Consider the following 25784-nt stretch of genomic DNA (forward strand, 5'->3'; position numbering starts at 1 on the left):
TTCGGATCCAGAGCGATCGTAGGCACCCTGTCCGGCGCGGCTGAAGCGATGTTTCAGCCAACCGTGCGGGAAAAGGCGCCACCGGCGCCGGGCCGGGGAAACGGTAGAACGGTTGACATGAGAAACGGATCTGATGGGCGCCGGCACGTCATCGCGGTCGCGGTGACCGACGCCATGCCGACATTCGAGCTGGCGGTGCCGTGTGAAGTCTTCGGCGTGGATCGTAGAGACATCGCCGACCCCTGGTACGAGCTGCGCTTATGCGCCGCCCAGCCGGGCCCGCTGCGTACGTCGGCCGGGATGCTGATCGACACCGTCCACGGTCTGGACGCGCTCGCCGAGGCCGACACCGTCATCGTGCCGGCGAGCGCGAGAGCCGTGCAGCTCAATCCGCCGCCGCTTCTGGTGGAAGCTGTTCGCTCCGCCCATGAGCGCGGCTGCCGCATCGTCGCGTTGTGCACCGGCGCCTACATCCTCGCCGCCGCCGGTCTGCTCGACGGCCGCCGGGCCACGACCCATTGGATGAACTCCGGCGACTTCGCGCACCGCTTCCCGTCGGTCCGAGTGGACCCGGACGTGATCTACACCGACGACGGCGACGTACTCACCTCGGCGGGTACGGCGGCGGCCATCGATCTGTGTCTTCACCTGGTCCGGTTGGACCACGGCGCGGCGGCGGCGGGAGAGGTCGCCCGGCGCATGGTCGTGCCTCCTCCGCGCGAGGCGGCACAGGTGCAGATCGATCGGCTGCTGGTCCGGTCCACCACCGGCGACGAGCTCACCCCGTTGCTGCAATGGGCGCGCGACAATCTGCACCGGCCACTCACGATTTCCGAGTTCGCCAAGGTGGCGCGGGTGAGCGAGCGGACCCTGAACCGCCGCTTCCGCGACTCCCTGGGCATGACCCCCAAACAGTGGCTGATGCGCCAGCGGGTCCGCCTGGCCCAGGAGTGGCTGGAGGCCTCGGAGGAGTCGATCGACACCATCGCGCGGCGCACCGGGTTCGGCGCCGCCGCCAATTTCCGCCACCACTTCAGCCGCATCACCGGCCAGTCTCCGCGGACCTACCGTCACGTCTTCCGCGGCGGCGAACGGAACATCCTCGACTAGCCGTTCTGACCACTGAGGGTTAGGCGCGGAGACCTACTCCCGATGCCACCTGCCGACCCAGGCACCTGCCCGTGCCCACGTCACACAGCCGGACACTCGTCACGCCGCGACGGCCCGGGTGTGATCGACGGAAGGGCGGACACGGCGGATATCGCCCCGCTTTGCGGGTAGTTGTCATGCCTTGACGATTCTGGGAGGAATCTGATGGGTCTGAGTTACCGGAAGTCGATCAAGCTTGGCCCGTTCCGCATCAATCTGTCCCACCGCGGTGTCGGTCACAGTTACGGCAATCGCCTGTTCCGCGTCACGCGCGGACCAGACGGGCGCCGGACGGTATCGGTCAACCTGCCGGGCGGCTTCACCTGGCGCAAAAGCACCAAACGCCGCTAGCGGCACCCGTGCCCCCTCGGCCGCGATGTGACCGAGGGGGCACGAACGTTTTTGGAGAAGGCCCAACAAATACGACAGGCTTGGGGTGGGCAGCGCTCTGCCGTACTCCCTGGACCGCGAGATCGAAGGCCGGTGGCGACGCCGGCTGCGACACCGCCCGTACTGCCTGGAACGCCATGATCGTCAATTCACGGCGACTTGGTCATCTACCTCGAAGGCGTGCAATCAGGGGTGTCTTCTGGGAACGGGCGGTCAGTCGATGGAGTCGGCGGGGAGTGGTTCGCGGTGGTCGGCGCGCAGGCCGTCGAGGGAGATGCGCAACAACCTGTTCCACATCTGTGGCCGGCACTCGTCGGTGACCTGGACGGCGTGGCCCAGCGAGACCAGCAGAAGCAGCAGGTCATCAGTGGTCACGCCGGTGCGCAGCAGGCCCGTGGCGACGGCGCGGGCGCACAGTTGCTCGATGACCAGGCGAAGCTGATGGATGCCCTCAAGGTCGGGGACCGACCAGGTCAGCGCGAAATTCTCCATGATCGCGCGGTGGCGGGCATAGCCGGTCAGTGCCTGCTGGTAGAAGTCGGTCAGTGCCGCCCAGGGGTCCTCGGCATCGATCGCCGCCTGGCGTGCTGATTCCGCCCATTTCAGGAAGTCTCTTCGCAGGACGGTGTGCACGAGATCTTCCTTCTTCGGGAAATGCCGGTAGAGGGTGCCCATGCCCACCCCGCTGCGGCGGGCGATCTCGCGTACGTCCACCGCGGCCCCCTGCTCGGCCAGCACCTCTGCGGCGGCCTCGACGATCGCCTCCCGGTTGCGGACCGCGTCCACGCGTTGCGTGCGGCGCCGGGTGGTGTTCTCCGGTTCAGCAAGTGCCATGCGGCCGATCGTACCCTCTTATGCGGAGCGCTTGCTCCGTTCCGTGCTACGTTGAGGAGCAAGTGCTCCGTATAGCGAAGGAGATGTCATGTCCGAGGCCCCCGCCGTCGAGAGCTGGAACGATCGGATCATCGCCGAGTTCCGGGCGAACGCCGGGTATGTGTCCTGGAGCAGCGAAGAGGATTTCGCCGCAGGCCGCCCCATTCCGCCCCGGTTTCCCGGGTTCGACGAGCAAGGCATGCCGCTCATCCTGGTGCACCACACCGGGGCCAAGACCGGGCGCGAACGGATCAGCCCGTTGTTCTACCAGCCGGTCGGCGATGGCTGGGCCATCTTCGGAACCCACGGTGGCAGTCCGCGCCATCCGGTCTGGTACCACAACCTGATGGCGAATCCGGAGGCCGTGGTCGAGGTGGGCACGCGGAGAGTGCCGGTCGTGGCTCGGCTCGCGGAGGGTGCTGAGCGCGAGCGGCTCTGGGCGAAAGAGGTGGCACTCGTCCCGAAGTTCGCCGAGTTCGAGGCAGCCGCCGGCAGGCAGATCCCCGTCGTCGTGCTGGAGCGTGTCCCCGAAAAGTGACGTGATGAACCAACTGTGCGCCGGTGGACGACGCCATCCGGCCAAGCCGATGTCGCCCGCCCCTTAGGCTCGTGTCGGGCTTGCCCGCGGGTGAGATCCGGCTGAAGCGCGTCCGGCTGGCGATGGAGACATGACCGGTCTTCTCATCCAGCCGATCGGCTCCGCCCACCTGCCCCGCAGGCACATGCCCTCAGCTCCCCACGCCAAGATCACCTGTGGCCGCCCTTCGTGGTGGCTGGAGGAGTCGTCCGAAGTCACTGATTCCGGAGGTCAGCAGGTCGGGCGGTAGGGGTGACGGGGGAGGTAGGTGGTCCCACTCCTGTGGCGATAGCCCGGAAGACACCCGACGGCAGATGGCGGCGGCGGAGGCGGTCGGGGAGATGTCGTATTTCTGCAGCGGCACGTTTACACCGGAGGTATACAGGACTGTTCCGTCGGAGCTGAAGGCCAGCGCTCGGACGCGGTCGCCGGCGGTGGGCAGGGGTGGTCCGACGGGGCGGCGGGAGATGACGTCCCATAGTTGCAGGCTTGTTTCGTTGCCGGAAGCCAGCAGCCGTGAATCGGGCGCGAACGCGACCGCCAGCACCGATCCGGGGTTGGCCGCCACTTCCGGGCGCAGGTCACCGAGATGGTGGGAGAGCGTGCCGTCCCAGAGGTCGATGCGCCCAGAGTCATTGCCCGCGGCGAAACGACGTCCATCCGGGCTGAAGGCCAGCGAGACTGACATGCCTGGGCTACGCGCATCGGACGGCTTCGCCTTGACTCGCAGATCGAGGACATCGCCCGACGACGACACCGCGAGCGAACCGCCGGGGCGCACCGCAAGCTCTACCCCGTGAAATCCCTCCACGGTCGAGACCGCGCGGCGACCGTCTAAGTCCCACAGGCGCAGCACCCTGTCCTGCATTCCCATGATCAGCAAGGTGGTCCGGTCGGCTCCGAAGCCAATGCCGCCCACAGTCTCGGCGTCCTCAGTGACCTCGAAGGTGTCCAGACCGGACCTGTTCCGATCCCACACCGACAATTCAACGGGAGACCTGGCCGCCTTCTGATCGGCTCTGGACGTCTTGTAGAACAGAGTGCCGTAAGCGGCCTTTTCGCCGTCTGAACGCAACGCGAGTAATGGCCGGCAGAAGCCCGGCACCCCGCGAGTGCGCCTGCAGGTCGACGCCGGAAGTGTGAGAGGAGCATCGCTGCGGCTCGGGTGGCGAACTTCAGCGTGGAAGATGTCCCTCATGGCGGGTGCATGGGATACGCGCACGAGTACCTTTGCCCCCTGGGCGAAGGCAGCGATTGCGTCAAGGTTGTCGTGCCACTCGCCCTTCGTGATCCGCCCCAGCCCCAGCGTCCTCACCGTCGATGGCCAGCTCTCGGAGCCGCCTCGATAACGGATCCAGTTCTCCCTTAGGTCGATGCGGAGATCCTGAACCTGCTCCCCGTTGAGCGGATGCCTCATGATCTCCGATGATGGCGCAGCGGTCCGCCACAGTTTGATGTCCTGCCTGTCGGCGGTGACCGCTAAGGCGGAGTCGTCGCTGAAAGCGATCTCTCCCACGCCGGCGTGGGGAATGAAACTCAACTCGGTCCCCGAACCGATGTCCCACAAGCGCACTCGTCCGGGTGCGAGAACCGCCAGGCGGCGGCCGTCTGGCGTGAAGCGCACGCGTTCCGAGGAGCACTCCCACGTGCTGAGGAGAGGTGCCCACGTCGCATCGAGCCGGCGCCCGGTCGTGACGTCCCACAACTGGAGGCGGCGGCCGGGGACGCACAGCGCCACCAGGCGATCATCAGGGCTGATGGTCGCGTCCGGGATCAGCCGGTCGGTGCGGTATCGGCCGTTGACCACGTCGCGGACGGCACTCGCAGCCGGCTCATGCCGGATCACCGAGAGTTCCCGGACCCCTGCCTCGGCGTCACGAGGCATCCAGATCTGCCACAGGAGCCGCCGCTGGTTCACCTCCCACAGTTGGATGCGATAGCGGGCTCCGATCGCGCTGTATCCGAGCACCGTCTTGCCGCTGGCCCCCATCTCCACGCCGTCGGTGGCGGAGGCCAGTTCGCGGGCGTCATGGCGTCCGGTGCTCAGGTCCCAGAGCGTCACGCCCTGGCGCTCATCTAGTACGGGCAGGTGCCGTCCCTGTTCGGTACGCATACCGAGCTTGGGGAAGAGCGCAGGGTCACCAGGGATGTGAAACGCTTGGTGGGTGTCGACATCCCAGCTGATGAAGCGACCGGCGTTGAGGCTGAGCAGCGTCCTGCCGTCCGCGCTGAGGCTGCGCATCGTGCCGGGCTCGGTGTCGGGATCGATGAAGACGTCCTGCTGCCGCTGATAGGCAGCCGCCAGCAGGCCCGACCGTGTCTCCGGCAGGTCGGAGACCTTCCAGGCGGCCAGTGCCAGCCGCATGGCAAGCTGCGGATCGGATTCCCGCAGGCTCTCGGCGACGCCCACCGCCTGCCAGGCGTCCGTCTCCCGCTGACGCTGACGGCCGGCGCGGTCCTCCTGCCAGGCCAGCAGCCCGGCGGTGAGCCCGACGACCAGCAATGCGGCCATCCCGGTCCTGCGTCGCACGCGGCGCCGGGCGGACCGCACGCCTGACTGGATGCTGGCAGTGAGGAATTCCCGTTCGAGTGGGGTGAGAACCGGTTGGGCCTCAGGGACTGAGCAGCGCTCACGGACCATCGACAGGCGGGCCCCTCGATACAGAGCACCCGCCTCCCGCGCAAGCTCGTGCCAGGTGGCCGCGGCCTCGGTGAACTGGCGCTGGGCACGCAACCACTCCCGGTCGTCGTCGATCCACGCCCGGAGTCGCGGCCACGCCGTCAGCAGCGCCTCATGCGCCACCTCCACCCGATCCTGCTCGACCGTGACGAGGCGAGCCTGGGCCAGCCTTTCAAGCAGTGTCTCATCGTCGTCGGCGAGCAGGAGTTCCGAGCGCTGGGTAGGCCGGCGGCTGTCAGGGGCGTTCTGGCCGGGGGTGACCAGGCGTAGAAGCAGGTGCCGCAGCCGAGTCTGCTGGGCAGGGATCAGCGAACCGTACACCTGCTCGGAGGTGCGGGCGATGGCGCCGTGAATGCCGCCGGCGCTCTCATAGGCGGCCAATGTCAGCGCTCTGCCGTAGCGGCGGCGCCAGGTCTCCAGCAGCGCGTGCGACATCAGCGGGAGGCCGCCAGGCTCGCCGTCCACCTCGTTGAGGATCCGCGCGGTCAGCTCGCGTTCCACGATCAGGCCCGCCGCTGCGGCGGGCCTGACGATCGCGGCGCGCAGCTCGTCGCGGTCCATGGCTCCCACCAGCAGGGTGGCCTGCTGGGTGGCCGCCACCAGCGCGCGGTACGCGGCGCAGTGCCCCAGGAAGTCCGCGCGTACGGCCAGCACCACGCGTACCCCGCCTTCGGCGGCCTCCAGCAGCTCGCCGATGAACGCAGCACGCACGGGCGCCTCGTCCCACAGGGTAAAAACCTCTTCGAACTGGTCGACGACGATGACCCCGCCAGGCGTGGTCGCGAGAGGTCCGTCAGGGCGCGTTCCCGGCGTCACCACTACGGCTGCGCCGCGCAGGCGAGGCAGCAGCCCGGCACGCAGGAGCGAGGATTTGCCACTGCCGGAGGGACCCACGACAAGCACGACCGATCGTTCCTCCAGCAAGGCGGCCAGCCTGTCCGCCAGAGCGTCACGACCGAAGAACAGATGGTGGTCGGCCTCTCCGAACGCGGCCAGACCCCGATAGGCGGTATGCACGTCCTCGTGCTCGGCCAGGCGGTCGGTGTGCTCCCGGGCTGCTTGGCGCCAGCGTTCCTCCCAGTGCTGAACATCGCCGCCGCAGGCTCGGACGTAGGCGAGCGCGACCGGCAGGGTCGGCATCCGGTGCCCGGCCGCGGCCTGAGCCAGCGCGGCGGCGGAGTAGTGCACGCGTGCCGCCATGACGCGATAGGTCAGCTGGGGCTGGTCCTGTCGTAACTTGCGCAACTCGTAGGCGAATCGCGCGATCGGTCCTTCGGTTGGATCCAACGGTTGCTCACGCCGCCCCACACTTCCCCTTTCGTCTCCCCAATTCCGCCGGGCTCTCGGCCCCTGGGGCTCCTGGGCACAAAGTAGGCATCCTGCGCGAGGTTCACAACCCCGACGCTGGTGTTGCGGGCATTGTCTATGCCAGTGAACTGGGGTGATACACAATTCGCCGGGCCACCACAGTGATGAATCACCGGCGGGCTGCCGCAATCCCCGCTCCTCCGACGAAAGGATTCACAGGTGGCGCTCACCTCACCTGGTGAGCGGAGGCAAGAGAAACGCAAGGCGCGTGAGCCGGCCTGAATCAATCCCTCGCGGATTTCAACGGCCGAGACCGGACCCCAAGCGAGAAAGCCCGCCACTTACGATCTGTACGAAAGGAATGACATGCCCTCCATTCGAACCTCGATGCTCGTAGGAGCTGTAGCGCTCGGCGCGATGCTGACCTTTCTACCTGCCGGAGCCCAGGCCGCTTCGGCGGCGATGGCCGCCCCGGACAGCTGCGGCAGTATCTGGGTCGGCTGGGTGTGCTTCTACAGCGACAAGGACTACAAGGGCAGCGTGTGCCGCTGGGAGCTCGCCGACCGGAACACCCTAAGCGACAGCGACGGCGCCTCATGCAGCTGGATGGCAAGGGGGAACTCGCCGGACTCGATCTACAACAACGGCACGTCCGATGACGGGTCGACGGGCGTCGCCTACTACCGCCGCACCGATTTCTCGGGACGGATCGGATGCACCAAGAACGGCAAGGGGGGCAATATCGACATCAGCGTGCCACACTCACTTCAGTGGGTCTGGGGTTCGTGCGGCAGCTAGATCGTTGATGTGACCTTCGCAGTTCGTCTGCGGGCACAGCGAAGGGCGTCCACGATCGGTTGTGAAGACTGAGCTGGACGCCCTTCTGCCTACCCTCCACGTCTACCTGGACGAACATGTGATGCCTTCTACCCGACGACTCACGTGGTCCGCAGCGATCCGGCGATGGCCGTCGCGCGGAACAGAGGTCGTTGATCGAGCAGGGGAGGCCACCGGGTCCACAATGACGATCTTGAGCTCCAGATGCAGGTCAAAGAACGAGCGGATGACCGTCTCGCGGTGGCGAATCGCGATGGCCTTGTAGTTCGCGCTCGTCGTCGACTTGCGGTGACCGGATTCGGTGAGCCGGGCACGATCGGCCGACGCCCGGACGCAATGGCGCGGACCTGCGGCGGCTGCGGCTTGGCGGTCATCTGGATCCAGCGGGAGCAGGCTCGCGCCTCGATGCTGGTTGCCCGGTCCGACGACACCTGAACCGCCCAGAGGACGAAACCGCCGCAGCAGGTCCATGCCATAGGAGCGCAACGTCGTGGTGAAGCGGCCAGCCACCTGCGGGTCACGAAGGAACGCCGTCACCGCGTCGATGAGGCACCTGCACGCAACTCATCATATGTAACCGTTGGCGGCTCTTCCGCGATCAAAAGATGTGACTTGTGATGCGGGCGCTAGCCGGCCATAGCATTCGGTTCAGGCTGTATGTCGGCACACCAAGGGGGTGCGCCTAAGTGAGCGATCTCCCGACTGTGGGCGGAGCGGTATTCGAGGAGTCGTTCGGGGATCGCGTGCGAGCGCTCCTGCGGGCCAGGCCAGTGGCCGACGCGGCGGACAACGCCGCACGACAGATGTGGGGCGGATGCGAGTACGACGTGGTGACGCTTGCCTTGGCCGCCATTGATGCTGTGATCGCCAAGCAGGGATTCGATCACGAGGTCACCTACGACGAAGCGGTTGCGGGACTGGCCGTGCTGGCCGCCGGCGCCCATCCGGAACGTTCCATCGATGAACACGGTGCGGTTGCGCGGTATGTGGTGGACGCGCTGCTCAACCGCAAGGAACGCGAGGCGCCGTTCAGCTACCAGGTCTCGATCTTCGGACGTGACGACGACGGATCGGTCCGCCATCGGGTCGCGATGGCAGAGTTCCGGCTGCTGACCGAGCATGAGGATCACCGCAGAGGCGTCAACGTCCTGCGGGCTTCGACGGACGCCATCAACGCCCTGGTGGGCGGGCTGGAGTTCGACGTCGAGGACGAGCAGGCTGCGATCGAGCTGATGCTCGCGCGGCAGCTCGAACGCGGAGCGTTCGGGCAGGCGGAGAAGGCAGCCGAACGATCGCTGCTCCTGTCCATCCGCTATGCCGACGAGTTGCGGACGCTGCTGGCGGACACGGTGCGGGACATTCGGACCGTGCTCCCCCAATGGGTCAGGGAGGTGCCGGAACAGTTGGAGCGCAACCGCACGCATCTGGAAGAACGGCTCGCGACAGAGTCCAGGTTGCTCAGCCACCTCCGAGGCGCGCTGGACGCGCCCGACACTGAACCGGAGGTCGCCAAGGCCTCGGTGCGCATCGCGGCGCTGCTGGAGAAGTGTCGTCAACGGCACACCGAGCTGCACGGGAAGCTGGTCAACGCACGGACGATCTTTCTTGAGGAGCAGGCCCGCCAATCGTTCCGGCCGGTCGGCGGGCTGCGGAACCCCGACATCTTGGACGGAGTCCTTCTCCCGCTGCTCGTCCTGCGTGCCGACATGGCGGTGGAGCCTGCCGAGGCCTTCGCCGTCCTGGTGTCAGGCAGCCAGGCCCCGAGGGTCGTGCGCGTCGCCGACCTGGTTGATGACCTTCTCGCGCCACGACGTGTGCCTTCGCCGGAAGATCCGCCGATTCCCGACGAGGAGCTCGGTGATCCCGATCCACCCGCCATACCTCCGGAGGTGCTGGAGGCTGCCGCGTGCCTGGTGGACGAGGCCGAGCTGCCCGCTCGCCTGTCAGATCTCCTGCTCTCGGCCAGAGCGGCGTACCTGCCCGAGGAGGTCGAGCGAGTCATCGTTCTCGCCGCTCTGTGGAAGTACGCGCCCGAGACGGCACAGGACGTGTCCACGGCGGTGGACACGGCCGCCCGTGTCCTCGGCGCCGCGGCGGCGGTTGACGCCGATGGCACGCGGATCACCCTGCCCGGCTGGTCGGGCGATGATCTGATCGTCGCGCAGGACGAGGAGGCGCTCAGCCGGTGGGCGGCGAGGGCGGACCGGGAGGCCTCATGACCCTCAGCCAGCGCGATCTCGCCGATGTGGGTGTGCTCATCGGCTGCGCCCTGCGTCCGAAGATGCGGCCCGCCGCGGACTCCGACTACCGCACGCTGCTGGGTCGCTACCGCGCCGACGTGGAGTTCCGCAACGCCGTGGACAGCGTCCTCGACGGACTCGACGCTCAGGTGCTGTCCGATTCGGATCTGGGACTGGTGCTCGGTGTGCGCCGCGAGTCTGTCTTCGCCTATCGCATCTCGGACCTGCCGAACGTCGGTGGTGTGACCGAACGGTTGCTGGTGGGACTCGTCAGCGTCGCAATCGCCGCTTACGCGTTCCCGGCACCGGCCGATTTCGACGACGACCGCGTTCGGTGGGTGTCGGTCGACGAGCTCGAACGCTTTCTCCGCGAGACGTGCGAACGGTTCAAGCGCACGCCCGAGCATTCGCAGGGATCGCTTGACGAGGCGTGGCGTACCTATGACCGTCTGTCGCCCGGCTATAGGGCGGACAGAGGGAAGGGTAAGGCCCGCAGGTCCCCCGCGTCCTCCACCTACTGGATAGCGCACGTGCTCACCTGGATGGTCGACCAGGCGCTCGCCCGTCCGGCGCCTGCCCGCGGTTCTGAGGTCTTCCAACTGCTCGAACGCTTCCGGATCCAGGCCGCTGAAGTCGCCGGCAACGCCGCATATGACGTATTGGCCGCCATCAGACGTGGCGACCACGATCGGAGGTTGGCACCGTGACCTATCAGCTGTCTCGCTTGCGGCTGACGAACGTCGGCGACAGGGCTGCCCGGTTCACGGATCTCACGCTGGACGTGTCGTCAGGCGCGGACGGTACGAGCGAGCCCGTCGACTCGATCCTCTGGCTCCGTAACGGAGGCGGCAAGTCGAGTCTGCTGTCGCTCTTCTTCGCCCTGCTCCTGCCTTTGCGGAAAGACTTCATGGGCAGGTCCGTCAAGCGGTATCTGGAGGACTACATCGCGTCCGGCGACACGAGCCACACGGTCGCTGAATGGGTCGCGCAGTCCGACGACAGCTTGTTGCCCCCGCCGCGACTCATCACCGGAGCCGTATACGAATGGATCGACCGTCGCAGACCTGTCGACCCCGATCGTGATCGAGAAAAGCTAAGAGGATGGTACTACTCGTTCTTCGAAGTGCCTGGCGTGCTCGATCTCGATCGACTTCCCGTTCACGATGAAGCGGGCCGCACCCGGCCGATGTCCGAGTTTGTTCGCCTGTTGCGGGAGGCCGCGGCGTCCCGGCCGCAGCAGTTCTCGTTCGCGATCACCGATCAGCGCGGCGTGTGGACGGAAACACTCATCTCGCGAAATCTCGATCCGACCCTGTTCGGCTATCAGAAGGAGATGAACCACGCGGAGGGCGGGGTCGCCGAGCTGTTCAATTTCCCGTCCACGGACAAGTTCATCGACTTCCTGATCGATTTGACCGTGGACAGCGCTCAGCCTGAGCTCGTCGCGGCCAATCTGCGGAAGGTCATCGACGTCCTCGGCCGGAAACCAGATCTGCTTGTGGATCGTGACTTCTGCGCTGAGATGTCCGGCAAACTCGACACACTGGCCGAAATGCACGCTCTCACCAAAGAAGCGGACCGAGAAGCAGGCGAGGCGAGACAGGCGGCCGCGCTTCTGGCAGCCGCGTTCCAGAGCGCGGCCTCGACGCAGAAAGCCGACGGGGAATGGTTCGCCGAAGAGGCGAAGCGGCTTCGCGGCGAGGCTCACAGGCTGGACAGCGACCGCGGCCGAGTCAACGACATTGCGAATGAACTGCTCAGGATCGCGGCCACATATCGGCTCGCCTCCGTGACCAAGGCAGCCGGTGAGGCGGAGTTGGCAGCCACCACCACAAAGAATGACGACCTGGCCTGGGAAGCGGTCGGCCCCCTGGCAGAGCGGGCAGAGGCAGAGGACAAAGCGCGGTTGGTGCGCCAGCAGATGACCGCAGCGGAGCGAGAGACCGCTCCGCTGCGCAAGGCACGGGATGATGCCGCGGCCGTTCTTAAGGCCCGCTACGCCGCTCTCGCGGCTGACGAACGTACCGCCGAGGAACAGAAAACCTCAGCGGCAGATACCGCGGACTCCAATGCCGCGACCGACGAGGAGAGCGTACGCGCCAACCGGGAACTCTCCGCCAAAGCGGAGGAACGCGCGGACAACCTCCGCCGGCAGTTGGCAGACGTCGACGAAGCCATCGAAACCGCAACCAACCAGGGCGACCTTCCCGATCGAGAAGCCGTTCCCGCTGAGGTCCTCGCCGACTCACGGGCAGCCAGGAACGAGGCGGGCCAGCTGCTGGAAGAAGTACGCGAGCGGCGCGCGAACCGGCCCGCGCTGCGCAGAACACTGAGTGAGCGGCGGAGGGCCTTGGCGACCGAGCGGGCCGCCAGGAGCGCCGAACGGGATCAACTCGTCGCCGACCACGAGAAGCTCTTCGCTCGCGCCGATCTGCTCGCGACCGACGCCAGGTTCGCCGAACTCATGGAGCTCGGCGAAGATGGACGGCTCGATCTGTGGGCCGAGGCGGCCAACCTTCGAGCGGCGCTGACGCATGCGGTCTCGACGGCCGAATCGGTCATCGTGGCAACCCGTGTCGATGCGGCCGACGACGATCGTGCGCTAGACGGGTTGCGCACCGACGCGTTCCTCCCGACCACACGTGACGCCCAGCGCGTTGCCGAGGCGATCGCTGGCGATGTGGCGGCGCGGCCGGGGTGGGAGCTGCTGCGTGACCTGGTGGCCGAACCCGGACGCGCGGGCGCGTTGCAGAACTCCATCGTTGCTGAACTAGCCGCAGGCGTGGTTGTCGCGGACGCCGACCTCGGCAACGCCCGCCGCGCCCTGGAAAAACACAACTGCCGGTCGATCGCCCACGTCACCGTGTGCACCGCGACCCAGATGCAGCAGGCGTTAGATGCGGCCGCCCCTGAATGGTCAGCAGTTCCCAGCGACCCGGCGTTGTACGATCCGGCCGCGGCGGAGCACGCGCGGGCAGAACGTGAACGGCGGCGCCATGAGCAGACAGGGCGGATCGCCGAGCTCCACCGGCAGACGCAGGCGGACCGAACGCTGCTGGAGGCGCTGGAATCCCTGCTGCGCGACTGCCCAACCGGTTACCTGCACACCTTGGAGATCAAGGCCGAGGAATGCCGGCAGGCCATCGACCTGATTGACGCCACCGATGCGACACTTGGTTCGCAGATCGACGAACTCGAAGCTCATGACCTCAGAGACGCGGCCATGGAGCAACAATTGTCCAACAGGCTCAACCTTCTCGCGGGCAGGATCGAGCGCCTTGCAGCCCTCGTCACCAAGGTCTCAACGCTGCCGCAGCTAAAGCTAGACATCGAACAACGAGACCGGGACGTCCGGGCGTACACGCTAGTCGCCGACGAAGCCGCCGCTCGCGCGAACGAGTGGCGCAAGACCGAGCGCGCGGCCGAACGAGAAGCCGCTGAGCACAGATCCAACAAGGAACGGTACGAACGCGAAGGCCGCGCGATCTCCATGCTCGACGTGGACCGCGAGGACGCCACCACTCAGGTGGACGACCCTCTGTCCATCTTGACGAGCCGTTTCCACGATCTCGACACGCAATGGCATACGGTGGCGGCGCAATCCGTGCTCGCAGAACGGCTCGCGGGGCTCGTCGAGCGTGGCAGACGCGCCGAACAGGCGCTCGCGGTGTATCCGGCGGCAGTCCGCGAACGTGCGGCATCGTTGCTCGAAACGGGCGATGGGCAGGACCCTGAACGACGTGCCGTCGCGCGACGCCGATCCCGGGCGCAGGCCGACCAGGCCCAGCAGGGGCTGAGCAGTGCCAAACTCCAGCTCGAACAGGCGCGTAAAGAGGTCAATGACCGGACGCCGCGCGACAGGCTGCGGCACGCCCAGCTCGACGTCGAACCCGCGGGAGAAGCCGAGGCGCGCGAGCTCTCCGCGATACAGGCCGCGACTGCGACCGAAATGAGTGGACGGGTGACCACCCTGAGCAGGGAGGCCGACGACGCAGCCTCAGCCGCGAGCGAGGCGGACACCACGGCGCGGGTGCTCGCACAGCGTGCACACCGCCTCGCCGACGCTGCCGCGCCGGCCGACGTGGCGGACGGAGTGGCGGCCTTCGACGGCCACGATGCGCAGGCCGAGTTGGAGACACGAGCGGTACTCGATCGCCTGGCCTCGACCATGGACACTCTCACCGCAGCGAAAAACAGGACGAACGGAGCCATCGACGCTGTGCGCAGGCTGGTCTCGGAGGGCAGGTTCTCCGGAATCCCTGATGCGATCAGAGATCGATTCACCAGTGACGATCCCGCCGTGCTCGGCGAGCGCGCCGGCGCCCGCGCCGAAGAGATGCGGGTGCGTCGCACTACGATAGACGGCCAGCTCGCCGACATCGGACGCGACCAGCGGCTCGTCGTGGTGGAGATCGCCGCACTGGTTCAGGATGTGCTCGCGAACCTGGAGTCCGCACATCGGCACTCGAAACTGCCCGGAACCCTGGGCGGATGGGCCGATCAGCACTTCCTCCGCATCCGGTTCGCCCGCCCCAGCAGCGAGGAGGACCTGCACGCGCGAATTGACACGGTCGTCGACCGGATCGTGGTCGAGAAGTCGAAACCCGAGGGCTTCTCCCTCCTCAAGCGATGCGTCCACGAAGCTGTGGCACCGCGCGGCTTCACCGTCAAGGTACTCAAACCCAACAGCGATCTGGCGGTTGAACCGGTGGACGTGACCCGCCTCGGCAAGTTCTCCGGCGGCGAGAAGCTGACCGTGTGCGTCGCGCTCTACTGCACACTCGCCCGGCTGCGCGCCGTCAACCGGGGCAGGGGCAGGGCAGCGCTCGGCGGCACCCTTGTGCTGGACAATCCGCTGGGCACCGCGAGCCATGTGGCTCTCCTGCGGTTGCAGCGCGAGGTGGCGACCGCTCACGGCGTGCAACTCGTCTACACCACCGGGGTGGAAGACCTCGGCGCCGTCGGCCAGTTCCCGAACGTGCTGCGAATGCGCAACGCGCCAGGAGCGCTCCGTACGCGGAGGTACGTCGTCCTGGAGGAACGCTTCGGCTCCACGGTGGAGGGCATCACCGGCGCCCGCCTGACACGTGATGAGACGAGGGACGGCGCTGGGTCGTGAAGCTGAGCTCCCTAGCCCGACATCTCGCAGAACAGGTCGCGGCATCGCCGCGACAGAAGATCGAGATCGAGACGCTGTACAACGCGGCGGTCACGTTCGATCGACGCCTGGCGACGGCGCCGACCGCGCGTGCCGAGATCCGCGACGCGCTGAACGAACTGGCCGTCGCCGAGTCGGTGATATTCCCGAGCACCTCCCGGCATTTCGACACGCGAGACACGCCACCCATGCCGCTCTGGGTACGCCGCCCTCCTCGCGAACGGGTCGTGCGCGAGGCGAGGATCGTAAAGGTGTGGCCGCCCGCGCTTGAATCCGCCGGACGGATCGCGACCAGGGACGATGAGCTCAGCGTGCTCGAGACGGTGGCCGCCTTTCTTCGCGACAGAGGAGCGACACGGCCGAGCGTGCCGATGAGAGAACGCTCCTTGGAGCTGTTCGGCGATGAGAAACGGCTTGACGGCCTCGTGACGAACCGGCTGTTCGTCTCAGGGGCGCTGACGCTCGAACTGTTGCGTTGTCACCCGGTGCCCATTCCGTTCGTCTCGCAATGGGTTCCGGGGCGCCCCGACACTCGTGGTACGGCACTGCTGATCGCGGAAAACCACCACACCTACACCTCGCTTCTCGAAGCCACGCGGCGCCACGCTGCCGCAGGTGCGGGACGGCATGTGGGCTACGGGACCGGTAACCAGTTCCCGTCGGCGGTGTTGTCGGTACCGCTGCTGTCCCCGAGACCTGACCGGATCGTCTACTTCGGCGACGTTGATCTGCAAGGACTGCAGATCCCCGCAGCGGCAAGCGCCAGCGCCATCCTCGCCGGCCTCCCCGCGGTTGTGCCGGCGCTTCCGCTCTACGAACTGCTCTTCGAGGCAGGCCACGAACGGCCTGCCGTACCCGTACCAGCGGATTCCGCTGCGCGCGTGTCGGCGTGGCTCGGCCCGCTCGCCGGACGCGCCGGCAATGTGCTGGTCAGTGGCATCCGGCTTCCGCAGGAAGCGGTTGGGTACGAGCTGCTGTCGACCCGCCCTGACGTGCTCGACAGGGTTTAGGAGTGTCCTGAAGATCTGATGGGTGGGTCGGTGTGAGGTGGCTCGTCCGTCGTCTTGACCTACCTCAAGGCGACGACACCTTCTCGTCCCTGAAACTGCTCCCCAAACCGATTCTGACAAGGAGATCGAGATCCTGGCGTTACGGCACCAGTTGACCGTACTGCAACGGCAGGTGACCAAGCCCGCGTTCACGCCGACTGATCGGTTCCTTTTCGGCTTGAGTTTCCCGGTTCTCCGGACACTTGACCTGAGGTCATCTCTGACCGGGTGCGAGCCCTGGCCGGTGCGTCTGTCGTCGCACACCGTGAAGGGTGGAGGTGGGATCAGTGGTAGAGACTCGTGTGCAGGTCAGCAGGCGATGCGGCTGTGTGGATCGGGCGACGGGACGTCAGCGAGGGATGACGTGTCCGCGTCTGTCGGTGGATGACGATCGCGACAGCTGGCTTTTCGCGGTGCAGGTACGCGGCCTGGACGGGCAGCGGCAGCGCGTCCGCCAGGGTGGCTACGCCGACCCCTAGAAAGCGCAGGCGGCAGGCCGAGCCTTGGTCGCTGCCGACCACGACAGCGCCGGGGCCGGATGCACGCTCGGGCAGTGGCTGGCATGCTGGCTAGCCACCAAAGCGCCCCGCGTCCGTCGACCCGGCAAAGCTATGCCGTACACATCCACCTCTACCTCATCCCGCAGCTGGGACGGATCCTGCTCCGCCAACTCACCCCTCGCGATGTCAACGGACTGCTCACGACGCCGGCATCCCACCCTCACCGGCCGGCTACCGGTTGTCGCCCGCCACCGTGACGCGGATCCACGCCACCTTGCGGACCGCGCTGAACGCAGCGGTCTGTGCCAAGTCGATCCCGGTCAACCCGGCCAACGGAGCGGCGCGGCCCCGGGCCGCGACGACAGCATTCCGTCGTCTGGACCGCCGGGCGGACCGCCCGCCGGCAGCAAAACAGGAGAACGTCCAGCAGTAGCGATCTGGACCGAACAATAGCTGGCGACCTTCCTCACCGGCATCGCGCAGGATCGTCTGAATGCCGCGTGGTGGCTGGCCGCGCTACGCGGACCTGCGCTGCGTGAGCTGGCCGTACTGCGCTAGACGGACATCGACCTGCAGGCCACGGAGCTGACGGTGGCGCAGCAGCCCGTGCACACCGACGGCCAGGTCGTGGTCGGGCCACCCCGGCTATCGGGGTAGTGTCCCTGGACGCGGAGACCGTACGGGTGCGGAGACAGCACCGCGAACGGCAAGAGGAGCTGGGCGCGGCAGCAGGCACCCGTTGGCAGGACTCGGGATACGTGTTCACCACCGCCGACGGCGAGCCGCTGCGACCGGACTACCTCACCGGCCGATTCCGCTGACTGGTGGCCGCCTCCGGACATCCGCCGATCCGGCTGCATGACCTGCGACGCGGCGCTGCCACTCTCGCGCTGGCCGCGTACACCGATCTAAAGGTGGTGCAGGCCATGCTCGGGCACGTCAGCAACGTGCTCACCGCCGACACTTACGTCTCGGTGCTGCAGGAGGTGGACCACCAAGCCCCCAGGAGAGCGCGGGACTGGTGCTGAGAGCAGCGTCCAAGCTCAGGCGGGAGCTCAGCGTGTGACTCAGCTTCGCCTCACATCTGCCCCAAGCCGTCACCAATCGTGACCGCGGCGCGGGTCTCCGCTGATGGAGAAGCGCGCCCTGCAGGATTCGAACCTGCGACCGCCGGATTAGAAGCAAGATCGTCTCGTGTCTGGCTGTGTCCGGTGGCGTTTCTTCGTCCCGGCTCATGGTCAGGTTGTGCCCGGTCCTGGCGCGGAGTGCCGGGACGGACGAGCACGGGCCGAGCACGGCGGCCTACCCGGTAGGCGTTGCAGGGAAGGTGATCCGGCATCGGGGACGAGGGCGACATCTGCGAACCAGCGCGTGTGCTGGATCAGCCCCACGAGCGTCGGGACGAGGGATTCGTCTACGGCGTCCGAAGCAAGGGCACCGGATCATCTCCCTCCCCGCCTGGGGGTGAACCGCGGTTGCGGGCGCGCGCGGGCCGGAAGCAGGGGCGTGCCGGTCGGCCAGGAACACCGGTCCGGTGGTGCGGCCGGTTAGCAGGCGGGGCAACAGCCGGGCGGTGAGGGTGGTCCAGTGCACGTACTCGATGGCACCGCCCTTGGAAACGACGCGGGCGCGCCGGTATTCCAGGTCGAGGTCCTCGATGTCGAGGGTGAGGATTTCCTCGGCGCGGGCGGCCGTGTCGTACAGGAGCCGCCACAGCAGTCGTTCGCGCAGGGCGTACGAGGGATCGGTGAAGAGCGTCTCCAGCCGAGTGCGCGGGATGGCGCGGTCGCCGCGGCGGGTGGGTTTGCGGCGCTCCAGCCGCCGGGCCGGGTTTGTGGTCAGCAGGTCCTGGCGCTGGGCCCAGGTGGTGAAGGAGCACAGGGCGGACAGGTGCCGATTCCAAGTGGCGGCAGCGGCGCTCTTCCAACGGTCCATCACCACGGCGTAGTGCTCGGGGGTCAGGGTGGCGATGGGATGTGCCGGGCCGGTTACAGAGGTCAGCCGGGCGAGGGTTTCCGCGTAGCTGACACGGGTGGTGGACGCAGTGATGGAGTCGAGGAAGCGCTCGACCGCCGGTCCGGTCACAGCCGGGGTCGTCGCGCCGATGGCCGGGTCGGGCTGGGCGGGGAGGGCCACGACGGACACAGCTACCCCTCCTGGTGGGCGATGTGACACATATGTGGCCGAGTCGCCGTCGCGGCGACGAACGCCGAGCTGGGCGGACCCGCCCCAATGGCAGCCAGTGTGACACATAATTCAAATTCTGTGTCGTATTCGGAGGGCGTGCTACTGGCGACGCGCTCCGGCTTTCCGCATGTCAGGCCACAGCTCGCGCCGATCGGTTTGGTTGTTCCTGCCTGGCCCGAAATTCTGCCGTCGTCCGCGAACACGTAGGAAGTGAAAGCCCGCAGCGTTCGGAAGGTCTGACGAGGATGACGAGTGAGTGAACAGAACGACCGGTCCCGGTTCGAGGCGATGTACCGGCGAACCTACGAGCAGATCCTCGGCTACGCCGTACGGCGGTGTTCCTCGCCCGAGGACGCCGCCGACGTTGTGGCCGAGACGTATGTGATCGCCTGGCGGCGAATAGCCGTGCTCCCCGACGGCGAGGCCGGCAAGCTCTGGCTGTACGGCGTGGCCCGCCGGGTCCTGGCCAACCACCGCCGGAGCGAGCAGCGCAGGCTCACCCGGCACACCAAACTCACCGACGAGATCGAACACCTCTACACCGCCCCCTCCCACCACAGTGGGCAGCACGGCCTGGACGAGGCCATGGACATGCTCGCCGACAGCGATCGTGAACTGCTGGCCCTGGCTCTCTGGGAGGGACTCGACCCCGGCGAGATCGCCACAGTTCTGGACTGCTCCCGCAACGCCGCCCGTATCCGCCTGCACCGGGCCCGCAAGCGCTTTGCCAAGGCCCTGGAGAAGACCCGCCCATCGGCCACAGGTTTCGCGGCACGGCCGCTCATCGAGAAGGAGTCAAGGTGAACAACGACCAGATCTTCAAGGACCGGGCGAGAGTGCTGGATGAGGACCTGGCCGGCCGGGCGTCCACCGCGGGGGCGGACGCGCTGCTGGCGGAGATCGTCGTGCTGGAGCGTGTTCCGGCCCGACGGAGGCGCCTCATGCCCACTCCTCGCCGCGCCCTGCTCGGCGTGGCTGCTGCCGCCGTCCTGGCGGGAGCCATTGTCGTCGGGCCATCCCTCTTCGGGGCCTCCGAGCAGGTGTACGCCAGCCAGGCGGTGACAATTGACCGCGACGGCGACGAGTATGTCTTCTACATCACTGACGGCGATCCCGATCCCGGCGAGTTGGAGAAGGCATTCAGGAAGGTCGGACTGGACGACGTCACGGTCAAGCTGATCCCCGTCTCGCCCCAGCAGCGCGAGCCCGTCGTCGGGTTCGACAAGACTGATTCCGACGCACGCATGTCGTCCACGTTGTCGGATTGCGGCAAGCGTGTCGAAGGGTGCCTCACGGCCTTTAGCGTGACCGCTGACATGAAGGGGCCTGCGCAGTTCAGTCTCGGCCGCCCGGCCAAGCCCGGCGAGAAGTACGCCTATCCTGCCGACGCGAGTTGGCCAGGCGAGGTGCTGGCCGGAGTGAAGCTTTCGGGACGTTCGGTGGCCGAGGCGGTACAAGTCGTGCGCAAGCACGACCTGAAGGTGGCCTACGAACTCGACTGGCCACTGCGGAACGGCGACAAGGGCGTTCGCTTCGAGCAGGACGTTCCCGCTTCCCGTATCGACCCCGGCTGGTCGGTGGCGACGGCGGAGACCTACAACGACGGTGTGATCGTCCTGCACGTCGTGCCAGGCCCGGACGCGACCCCGCCGCCCGCATTCTGACCACCCCGGTGTGATCGATACGAACGCGCGGACCTGGCCACCCTCCTGCTCGGATAACCGGAACCGGGCCCGCCAGTCGTGACGGGGGATGCCGGACACCTCGTGGTCGGCGTGGAAGAGCGCCTCATGGATCAGGGGCCCGCCCATGCGCAGGGGGGTGACGGCGTCCAGGGCGACGATTTCCCAGCGGGCGTACAGGCCGCGGATGCGGGGTTCCAGGAACACCAGGCGGACCAGGTTGCGGTGGCTGGCCGGGAGTTGGGTGAAGTCCAGAAACAGGGCGAGGGCCAGGGGATTCAGGCCAGGATGTCCATGCGGCGGCGGCCCAGGACCAGGGCGGGGGCGGCGGTCAGGCTGTCCCGCCACGCGGCGCAGCCGGTCGCCGGCGAACAGCCCGACGTCCTGGGGGTAAGGGCGGCACGTTTGGCCTTGAGGAAGTCTCCCAATTCGCTCATGACTCACAGTCTCGACATACGGGGCGTGTTCTGCCTGGGTGTGGTTGTCCCTGGACCGTCTGACCTGGGCAAAAGCGGTCCTGTTGGGATGAGTGAGGGCGGGTCATCAAGGAGCATGTGCTGACGCTGACCGACGCCGCTCGCCGCGCCGAGGCCGGGATGGCGCGGGCCGCCGAGCTGGGAGTGGAGACGAACATCGCGGTCGTGGACGCCGGCGAGCTGCCGATCACCGACGAGCACGGCCGCACCATCGGCGCGAACGGAGTGTCGGGTGGTGAGGTCCAGCAGGACACCCAGGTCGCCGAGGCGTGCCTGGCTGCTGCGTGATCCTGGCTTTTGGTACGGGCGTCCGCCGGAGGTGTTCCAGCTTGGGCTCGATCACCCCAGAACCGGCCAGGTGATCACCCACCGCCCGGGCTCGGCGTTGTCGTAGATTGACGAGGAGATCATGGAGTTCTGGCCGCCTATGACCTGACCGGAAGCTTCCGCAAGGCCGCCGGACTGGCCGGCTGTGACCGTCACGTCGCACTGCGCCAAGCCGAAAGCGATGCCGCCAGCAAACCGCGCCGTGCCAAGGCGCTCGATGAGTTCATGCCCAAGATCGAAGAACTCGTCGAGCCTCGGCCGGGACGATCGGCGCCGACCAGGCCCGCAAACGCCTGGCGGCGTCCGGGTTCACCGGCACCGACCGCACCACCCGCCAGGCGGTGCCCGCCCCACATACGCACGGATCCGAACATCGGCTGCGGTCGACCAGGCACCGGCGGCGTTGCGGAACCTGCCAGTCTCGTGCCCCGCTACGGGCGGCCTTCGGGCTCCTCCGGCTTCTCGAAGATCGGGCAAGATCCGGAGTCATCGGCGCGAGGGAGCGGCTGTTCGGGATCGGTGTCCAGATCACCGTTCTCCGCGCGGGTCATCGCGGCGATCGCCTGATCCCGGCTGTAGGTGCCGGGCCGCCACGACAGCACCCATCGGCCGCGAGGTTCGGCTTTGGCCACCTGCGTGCAGCGATCGCTGATGATCCACTCCCCATCGAACCGCAGTGTCATCGCCTAAGGGTAAACAACCCCGATACCGTAACGATCAGGGCGCGGGCTGGCTGCGGATCGAGCGGCCACACACGTTACGACCGCCCCCCTTGCCAGGCCGGGGTGAGGGTTCGGCACGGCACCCTTGAAATGAACCCGGGCGCTCTGACGGCTGATGCCTGTGGCCCCTCCGAGTTCGGCGTACCCGACCGGTGTGAAGGCGTGCTGGCTGGGGCCGGCCGCGAGCACGCCGAGGTGTCCATCCTCACCTTCCGTACCAGTCCGCATTAATGTTCATCAACAGCTCCTTCAGGCCGTTCTGCGAGATCCGCTGTGGGCCGACCAACTGACGGAGGAAGACCGGCCCGCTGTTCTGGGCTCGTGTAAATCCCTACGGCCGGGTTCCGGCTGGACATGGATACCCGGCTCGACCTCACTGCGGCCTGAGCGGGTCTCCCGCGTTCGCTGGAACCGATCGCGGCATGTCCGCGGGGGAAGCGGTCTTCGCATCGGCTGTAAGACTGATCCGCCTTTGACCATTACCCGATGTAAGGGCCAAAGGAGCCTGTGTGCTGAATGGTGATGACGCTGCCGCTTTGTTCGATGCGTACCGCCCCCGGGTGTACGCGTACGCGGTGAGCAGATGCGGCCGTCGGCTGACCGAGGACGTGATCAGCGAGACGTTCGTGGTCGTGTGGCGACGGCGAGACGTCACCCCGGCCAAGCCACCCCTGCCCTGGCTGCTTGGTGTGGCGCACAACGTGATCCGCGAGCTTCGGCAGGCGGCGCTGGATGAGAGATCACCGGTGCACCAGGTAACCGATACTGGATCAAGACCGGGGCCCAGACCGGCCGGTGGGCCCCGGCGACGCTCACCCTGCTCACCCAACGCGGCCTGCCCACCGTCCCGGCGTCCCGGCGTCCCGGCGTCCCGCCAAGAGGAGTAGGCATAGCGGCGAGCCGGGAAGCCCAAGCTGTGCGGCAACGACACCGACTGCAAGAACGACACGGTTCCGCTCGGACGTACCAGGTTCATGTTCATGCCCGGCACCTGGCCCGACGGAAATCAGGGGGTCACGCTTCCCGCCGCTGAGCTGCTCGACCTGCCCCAAGGAGCCGGACGCGCTGCGCGAACACCTGCTGGCGTTCTGGCCCGCCTACAACAAGTCCATGAAGGACTGGCCGACACCGCTCGCGGGCGGTTCACTGCCCACGAAGGGCCCTCGGCCGGATCCGCGACGCCGAGGGACGTCTGGGGATCGGCATCGGATGGACCCAGGCTGTAGAGGATGGACAGAGCAAGAAGCAACTCATCGTGGAGGAATCCAGCGGCCGGCTGCTTGCGCTGCAGGACGTCGTCGTGAAGCCCTGGTCTCAGGAGCCAGTGGGCAGCGAAGGGGCCGCAGGTCTGCCTGCGGGAACCGTCTACCACGCACTCGTCTACCAGCGAGCTGCCTGGACCGACACCCCCGCCCGGCTTCCCAAGGGGTGCTCCGCCCCCACTCAGACCGACCGGAAGGACTGCGTCGGCTGAAGCCCGACATCCACTGGACCTAAAGGAAGTCGTACATGAGCGATCATGGCGGCCCGGCGAACAGGAGAACCCATCGCCGGGCCGGTGCACCGCCCCGGCACGTTATCCGGTACATCACGCCAGACGCCGCACGGCGGCGGGCATGAGTGCCGCGCCGAAGGTCACCGCCCTGAGGTGTTGGGGTTGGCCGTGCACGGGTTGGCCAGGAAGGCGTCGGCGGCCGCGGCGAGGGTGACGTGGCCGCCGCGTGGCTCCCCTGGTGCCAGACCAAGAAGCACTGGGCCACGCCGTCGGTCCCGGCCGATGCCGAACGCCGAAGGGAAACCGCCGACGAAACCCGCGCCACGACCACGATCCACCGCCTGCTGTCGCGCCGCGACATCCCGCTGCGGGAGCAAACGCTGTGGCGGATGCTCTACGAGATCGCCGCCCGGGCCGCCGAGATCCTGGCGCTGAACGTGGAGGACCCACCTCGGCGACGCCCGAAGTCCCGCTGCAGCTCATCATGGGCAAGACCCGCCACAAGAACCCCCGCACCGCCATCGCTACGTCAAACCCGGCGCTGAAGCCATCGCCCAGGTCACCGAGGTGCTGGCACCCCGCCGCCGTACCCACTGATCAGCGATCTCTCAGGCAGGACACTGCCCCCTCTCGTACTTGGTCACCGGCCCCGTCGCGGATGGTTCGGCGCAATGATGGGCGCCTGCGCCCTTCCCGACGTCAGGCCAGATTTGGCGGCTCATCACACGTTGGTTGCTCACCGGCATCGGCCAGATCCTGCACACCTATCCCACCCCGGATCAGGCCGTAGCGACAGCCGACCTGATCGACCCCGAGACGCTGACTCCCCGCAGCCGACCCAGCCTGCGCCCAGGCGCGACCGCACACCACACCGGTCGGACCGTGCCTGGCCGGCGCACGCCTGGCCGCCGTGCTCGCCGCCGAGCGCCCCACGCCGCGCGATCTGCACGGCGAGGACTCCGACGGCTTCTTCGGAGGACCGTCCGACAAGCCGTCCGTGTCCATCGTGGAGGAACGGTCCCGACCCCTTACCACCCGTGACCGAGCCGTCCGCGTGAGGTCCTCGCCGTCAGCCGCGCTTCGCCACCCACGAGTAGGTGACGTAACCGCTGATATAGGCGACGGACTGGCCACCCACCGGCGCCCAGTTCCCCGTCGCCGACTGCGGGTGGCCGCCGGAGTTGGTGTAGACGGCAGAGACGCGGTGTTCTCCGGTGCCGGTGGTGCACGTACTCGTGACCATCCAGACGCCATACGTGGTCACGGTGCAGTTGTCGGGGACGGCGTGAGCCGGTGTGGTGGTGCTCAGCACCAGGCCGGCGCTGAGGATCGCGGCGGAGATGGCCGCGACTCGCTCCCTGAGCCTCATGTGCGCTTCCTCCGGTTTCGTTCGAAGGCCGACTTGCGCGAGTTACTCTTAGGAAACTTTCCTAAACAGGAAATATCCCGCCCACAGGTAGGCGTCAAGAGGCATCTCCCCATCGCGCGTGGGCCGATCCGATCACTCGCGCCCCGTGCGGCCCTGCTGGATGAGCTGCGTCCCCTCTGCCACGTCGCCTGACGCTGCCCCTCCCGCCCGCCGTGCACCGCCAGACCCGCCAACCCTTCTGGAGCGACACGTGGACCCCGGCAACAACCAGCTCTCCTCCTGGACCGAAGCCGACCACTACAACGACGCACCGCCTGCCACCCCACGACGACTCCGCCGCCACCTGCCAGCGCCACGGCCAGAACGAGCGGATCATTCAGGGCAGTCACCCGCACACCGGCACCTGGCACATGACCGTGACCGGCGAACACGGCCTCGACCAGCGCATCAAGATCAGTGCCGCGACGGGTCACTTCGCCGCCTGGATGGACTCGCCCGACCTGTTGGCCGCACTGGCCAGCAACCAGCCCACCAGCCTCGACGAGACGATCACGCTGCTGAACGAGCTGGGCGACACCGACATCACCGCCGAGACGGCCCGGCGCCGCGCGGAAGCCGACGCGGCCTGGCTCGCGACTTCGACGCCCTCGCCTCAGGCGGATGGGACGACTCGCGATGACGACAGCCCGGCCTTCCGAGCCCAGGTCGTCATAACCGCTACTCAAAAAATAGGTAACGGCGCAAATTAGCGCATGAAGTGAAGCA

The 25784-nt window shown here is 67.3% G+C and carries 22 protein-coding genes and 1 pseudogene; 15 read left to right on the top strand and 8 right to left on the bottom strand.

What is annotated here, in order from left to right; all coding sequences use genetic code 11:
- The first annotated feature begins 117 nt into the window (after positions 1-117).
- Together ACIBEJ_RS33510 and ACIBEJ_RS33515 are read left to right on the top strand one after the other, a co-directional pair.
- On the top strand, positions 118-1110 hold the full coding sequence (locus ACIBEJ_RS33510; RefSeq protein WP_397186890.1) for a GlxA family transcriptional regulator: 993 nt from the start codon (positions 118-120) through the stop codon (positions 1108-1110).
- 204 nt (positions 1111-1314) lie between these two features.
- Positions 1315-1500 carry a DUF4236 domain-containing protein gene (locus ACIBEJ_RS33515; RefSeq protein ID WP_397186891.1) on the top strand — a complete coding sequence of 62 codons (186 nt, stop codon included), beginning with the start codon at positions 1315-1317 and terminating at the stop codon, positions 1498-1500.
- 252 nt (positions 1501-1752) lie between these two features.
- Here the strand turns inward: ACIBEJ_RS33515 and ACIBEJ_RS33520 are convergent, their stop codons facing one another.
- Entirely contained in the window at positions 1753-2373 is a 621-nt protein-coding gene (locus ACIBEJ_RS33520; protein ID WP_397186892.1) for a TetR/AcrR family transcriptional regulator, read from the bottom strand.
- An 88-nt stretch (positions 2374-2461) separates the two neighbouring features.
- Between ACIBEJ_RS33520 and ACIBEJ_RS33525 the strand changes: the two genes are divergently transcribed.
- Positions 2462-2950, top strand: coding sequence for a nitroreductase family deazaflavin-dependent oxidoreductase (locus ACIBEJ_RS33525; protein ID WP_397186893.1), 489 nt, complete (start codon positions 2462-2464; stop codon positions 2948-2950).
- Positions 2951-3140: 190 nt separating this feature from the next.
- On the opposite strand, the gene ACIBEJ_RS33530 is transcribed toward ACIBEJ_RS33525, so the two are convergent.
- On the bottom strand, positions 3141-6956 hold the full coding sequence (locus ACIBEJ_RS33530; RefSeq protein ID WP_397186894.1) for a hypothetical protein: 3816 nt from the start codon (positions 6954-6956) through the stop codon (positions 3141-3143).
- A 387-nt stretch (positions 6957-7343) separates the two neighbouring features.
- Between ACIBEJ_RS33530 and ACIBEJ_RS33535 the strand changes: the two genes are divergently transcribed.
- Positions 7344-7775, top strand: coding sequence for a peptidase inhibitor family I36 protein (locus tag ACIBEJ_RS33535; protein WP_397186895.1), 432 nt, complete (start codon positions 7344-7346; stop codon positions 7773-7775).
- Positions 7776-7877: 102 nt separating this feature from the next.
- Here ACIBEJ_RS33535 and ACIBEJ_RS33540 read toward each other — a convergent pair whose 3' ends face one another.
- A complete protein-coding gene (locus tag ACIBEJ_RS33540; RefSeq protein WP_397186896.1) occupies positions 7878-8351 on the bottom strand; it encodes a hypothetical protein in 474 nt (157 codons plus the stop codon).
- A 149-nt stretch (positions 8352-8500) separates the two neighbouring features.
- Here ACIBEJ_RS33540 and ACIBEJ_RS33545 point away from each other — a divergent pair, with 149 nt between their 5' ends.
- The 5 genes from ACIBEJ_RS33545 to ACIBEJ_RS33565 all read left to right on the top strand — a co-directional run bounded on the left by ACIBEJ_RS33545 (position 8501) and on the right by ACIBEJ_RS33565 (position 17582).
- Positions 8501-10033: a hypothetical protein gene (locus tag ACIBEJ_RS33545; protein ID WP_397186897.1), complete on the top strand. Its 1533-nt coding sequence runs from the start codon at positions 8501-8503 to the stop codon at positions 10031-10033.
- On the top strand, positions 10030-10761 hold the full coding sequence (locus tag ACIBEJ_RS33550) for a hypothetical protein (protein WP_397186898.1): 732 nt from the start codon (positions 10030-10032) through the stop codon (positions 10759-10761). The genes ACIBEJ_RS33545 and ACIBEJ_RS33550 overlap by 4 nt, the downstream gene beginning before the upstream one ends.
- Positions 10758-15173, top strand: coding sequence for a hypothetical protein (locus ACIBEJ_RS33555; protein WP_397186899.1), 4416 nt, complete (start codon positions 10758-10760; stop codon positions 15171-15173). The genes ACIBEJ_RS33550 and ACIBEJ_RS33555 overlap by 4 nt, the downstream gene beginning before the upstream one ends.
- Positions 15170-16222 (top strand): Wadjet anti-phage system protein JetD domain-containing protein, encoded by a 1053-nt coding sequence (locus ACIBEJ_RS33560; RefSeq protein WP_397186900.1) that lies wholly within the window; start codon positions 15170-15172, stop codon positions 16220-16222. Before ACIBEJ_RS33555 ends, ACIBEJ_RS33560 begins: the two co-directional genes overlap by 4 nt.
- Before the next feature lie 1222 nt (positions 16223-17444).
- Positions 17445-17582 carry a hypothetical protein gene (locus ACIBEJ_RS33565; RefSeq protein ID WP_397186901.1) on the top strand — a complete coding sequence of 46 codons (138 nt, stop codon included), beginning with the start codon at positions 17445-17447 and terminating at the stop codon, positions 17580-17582.
- A 481-nt stretch (positions 17583-18063) separates the two neighbouring features.
- Here ACIBEJ_RS33565 and ACIBEJ_RS33570 read toward each other — a convergent pair whose 3' ends face one another.
- The gene (locus ACIBEJ_RS33570; RefSeq protein ID WP_397186902.1) at positions 18064-18906 is read right to left on the bottom strand and encodes a tyrosine-type recombinase/integrase; all 843 of its coding nucleotides are present in this window, start codon (positions 18904-18906) and stop codon (positions 18064-18066) included.
- Between the two features lie 294 nt (positions 18907-19200).
- Here ACIBEJ_RS33570 and ACIBEJ_RS33575 point away from each other — a divergent pair, with 294 nt between their 5' ends.
- Positions 19201-19752, top strand: coding sequence for an RNA polymerase sigma factor (locus tag ACIBEJ_RS33575; RefSeq protein WP_397186903.1), 552 nt, complete (start codon positions 19201-19203; stop codon positions 19750-19752).
- Entirely contained in the window at positions 19749-20612 is an 864-nt protein-coding gene (locus ACIBEJ_RS33580) for a hypothetical protein (protein ID WP_397186904.1), read from the top strand. Before ACIBEJ_RS33575 ends, ACIBEJ_RS33580 begins: the two co-directional genes overlap by 4 nt.
- A 156-nt stretch (positions 20613-20768) precedes the next feature.
- Here ACIBEJ_RS33580 and ACIBEJ_RS33585 read toward each other — a convergent pair.
- Positions 20769-20978: pseudogene (locus ACIBEJ_RS33585) on the bottom strand (hypothetical protein); the annotation flags it as partial.
- Positions 20909-21067 carry a hypothetical protein gene (locus ACIBEJ_RS33590; protein ID WP_397186905.1) on the bottom strand — a complete coding sequence of 53 codons (159 nt, stop codon included), beginning with the start codon at positions 21065-21067 and terminating at the stop codon, positions 20909-20911. The gene ACIBEJ_RS33590 and the pseudogene ACIBEJ_RS33585, both read right to left, overlap by 70 nt.
- 117 nt (positions 21068-21184) lie before the next feature.
- On the opposite strand from ACIBEJ_RS33590, the gene ACIBEJ_RS33595 reads away from it, so the two are divergent.
- Positions 21185-21394, top strand: a complete 210-nt coding sequence (locus ACIBEJ_RS33595; protein WP_397186906.1) for a hypothetical protein — start codon at positions 21185-21187, stop codon at positions 21392-21394.
- Positions 21395-21864: 470 nt separating this feature from the next.
- On the opposite strand, the gene ACIBEJ_RS33600 is transcribed toward ACIBEJ_RS33595, so the two are convergent.
- Positions 21865-22116 carry a hypothetical protein gene (locus tag ACIBEJ_RS33600; RefSeq protein ID WP_397186907.1) on the bottom strand — a complete coding sequence of 84 codons (252 nt, stop codon included), beginning with the start codon at positions 22114-22116 and terminating at the stop codon, positions 21865-21867.
- A gap of 548 nt (positions 22117-22664) precedes the next feature.
- Here ACIBEJ_RS33600 and ACIBEJ_RS33605 point away from each other — a divergent pair.
- Positions 22665-23042: an RNA polymerase sigma factor gene (locus ACIBEJ_RS33605; RefSeq protein WP_397186908.1), complete on the top strand. Its 378-nt coding sequence runs from the start codon at positions 22665-22667 to the stop codon at positions 23040-23042.
- An 823-nt stretch (positions 23043-23865) separates the two neighbouring features.
- Positions 23866-24195 (top strand): hypothetical protein, encoded by a 330-nt coding sequence (locus ACIBEJ_RS33610; RefSeq protein WP_397186909.1) that lies wholly within the window; start codon positions 23866-23868, stop codon positions 24193-24195.
- 524 nt (positions 24196-24719) lie between these two features.
- Here ACIBEJ_RS33610 and ACIBEJ_RS33615 read toward each other — a convergent pair.
- Positions 24720-25019 carry a hypothetical protein gene (locus tag ACIBEJ_RS33615; protein ID WP_397186910.1) on the bottom strand — a complete coding sequence of 100 codons (300 nt, stop codon included), beginning with the start codon at positions 25017-25019 and terminating at the stop codon, positions 24720-24722.
- A 212-nt stretch (positions 25020-25231) separates the two neighbouring features.
- Between ACIBEJ_RS33615 and ACIBEJ_RS33620 the strand changes: the two genes are divergently transcribed.
- Positions 25232-25768 carry a hypothetical protein gene (locus tag ACIBEJ_RS33620; protein WP_397186911.1) on the top strand — a complete coding sequence of 179 codons (537 nt, stop codon included), beginning with the start codon at positions 25232-25234 and terminating at the stop codon, positions 25766-25768.
- Positions 25769-25784: the final 16 nt, after the last annotated feature.

It is taken from the genome of Nonomuraea sp. NPDC050790, assembly GCF_044456745.1.
Lineage (GTDB): Bacteria > Actinomycetota > Actinomycetes > Streptosporangiales > Streptosporangiaceae > Nonomuraea.

Excerpts from the sequence above, each read along its gene's own strand:
- ACIBEJ_RS33520 (WP_397186892.1), bottom strand. The coding sequence starts at position 2,373 with ATGGCACTTGCTGAACCGGAGAACACCACCCGGCGCCGCACGCAACGC.
- ACIBEJ_RS33510 (WP_397186890.1), top strand. The coding sequence starts at position 118 with ATGAGAAACGGATCTGATGGGCGCCGGCACGTCATCGCGGTCGCGGTG.
- ACIBEJ_RS33535 (WP_397186895.1), top strand. The coding sequence starts at position 7,344 with ATGCCCTCCATTCGAACCTCGATGCTCGTAGGAGCTGTAGCGCTCGGC.
- ACIBEJ_RS33615 (WP_397186910.1), bottom strand. The coding sequence starts at position 25,019 with ATGAGGCTCAGGGAGCGAGTCGCGGCCATCTCCGCCGCGATCCTCAGC.
- ACIBEJ_RS33550 (WP_397186898.1), top strand. The coding sequence starts at position 10,030 with ATGACCCTCAGCCAGCGCGATCTCGCCGATGTGGGTGTGCTCATCGGC.
- ACIBEJ_RS33515 (WP_397186891.1), top strand. The coding sequence starts at position 1,315 with ATGGGTCTGAGTTACCGGAAGTCGATCAAGCTTGGCCCGTTCCGCATC.
- ACIBEJ_RS33600 (WP_397186907.1), bottom strand. The coding sequence starts at position 22,116 with ATGACACTGCGGTTCGATGGGGAGTGGATCATCAGCGATCGCTGCACG.
- ACIBEJ_RS33590 (WP_397186905.1), bottom strand. The coding sequence starts at position 21,067 with ATGAGCGAATTGGGAGACTTCCTCAAGGCCAAACGTGCCGCCCTTACC.
- ACIBEJ_RS33525 (WP_397186893.1), top strand. The coding sequence starts at position 2,462 with ATGTCCGAGGCCCCCGCCGTCGAGAGCTGGAACGATCGGATCATCGCC.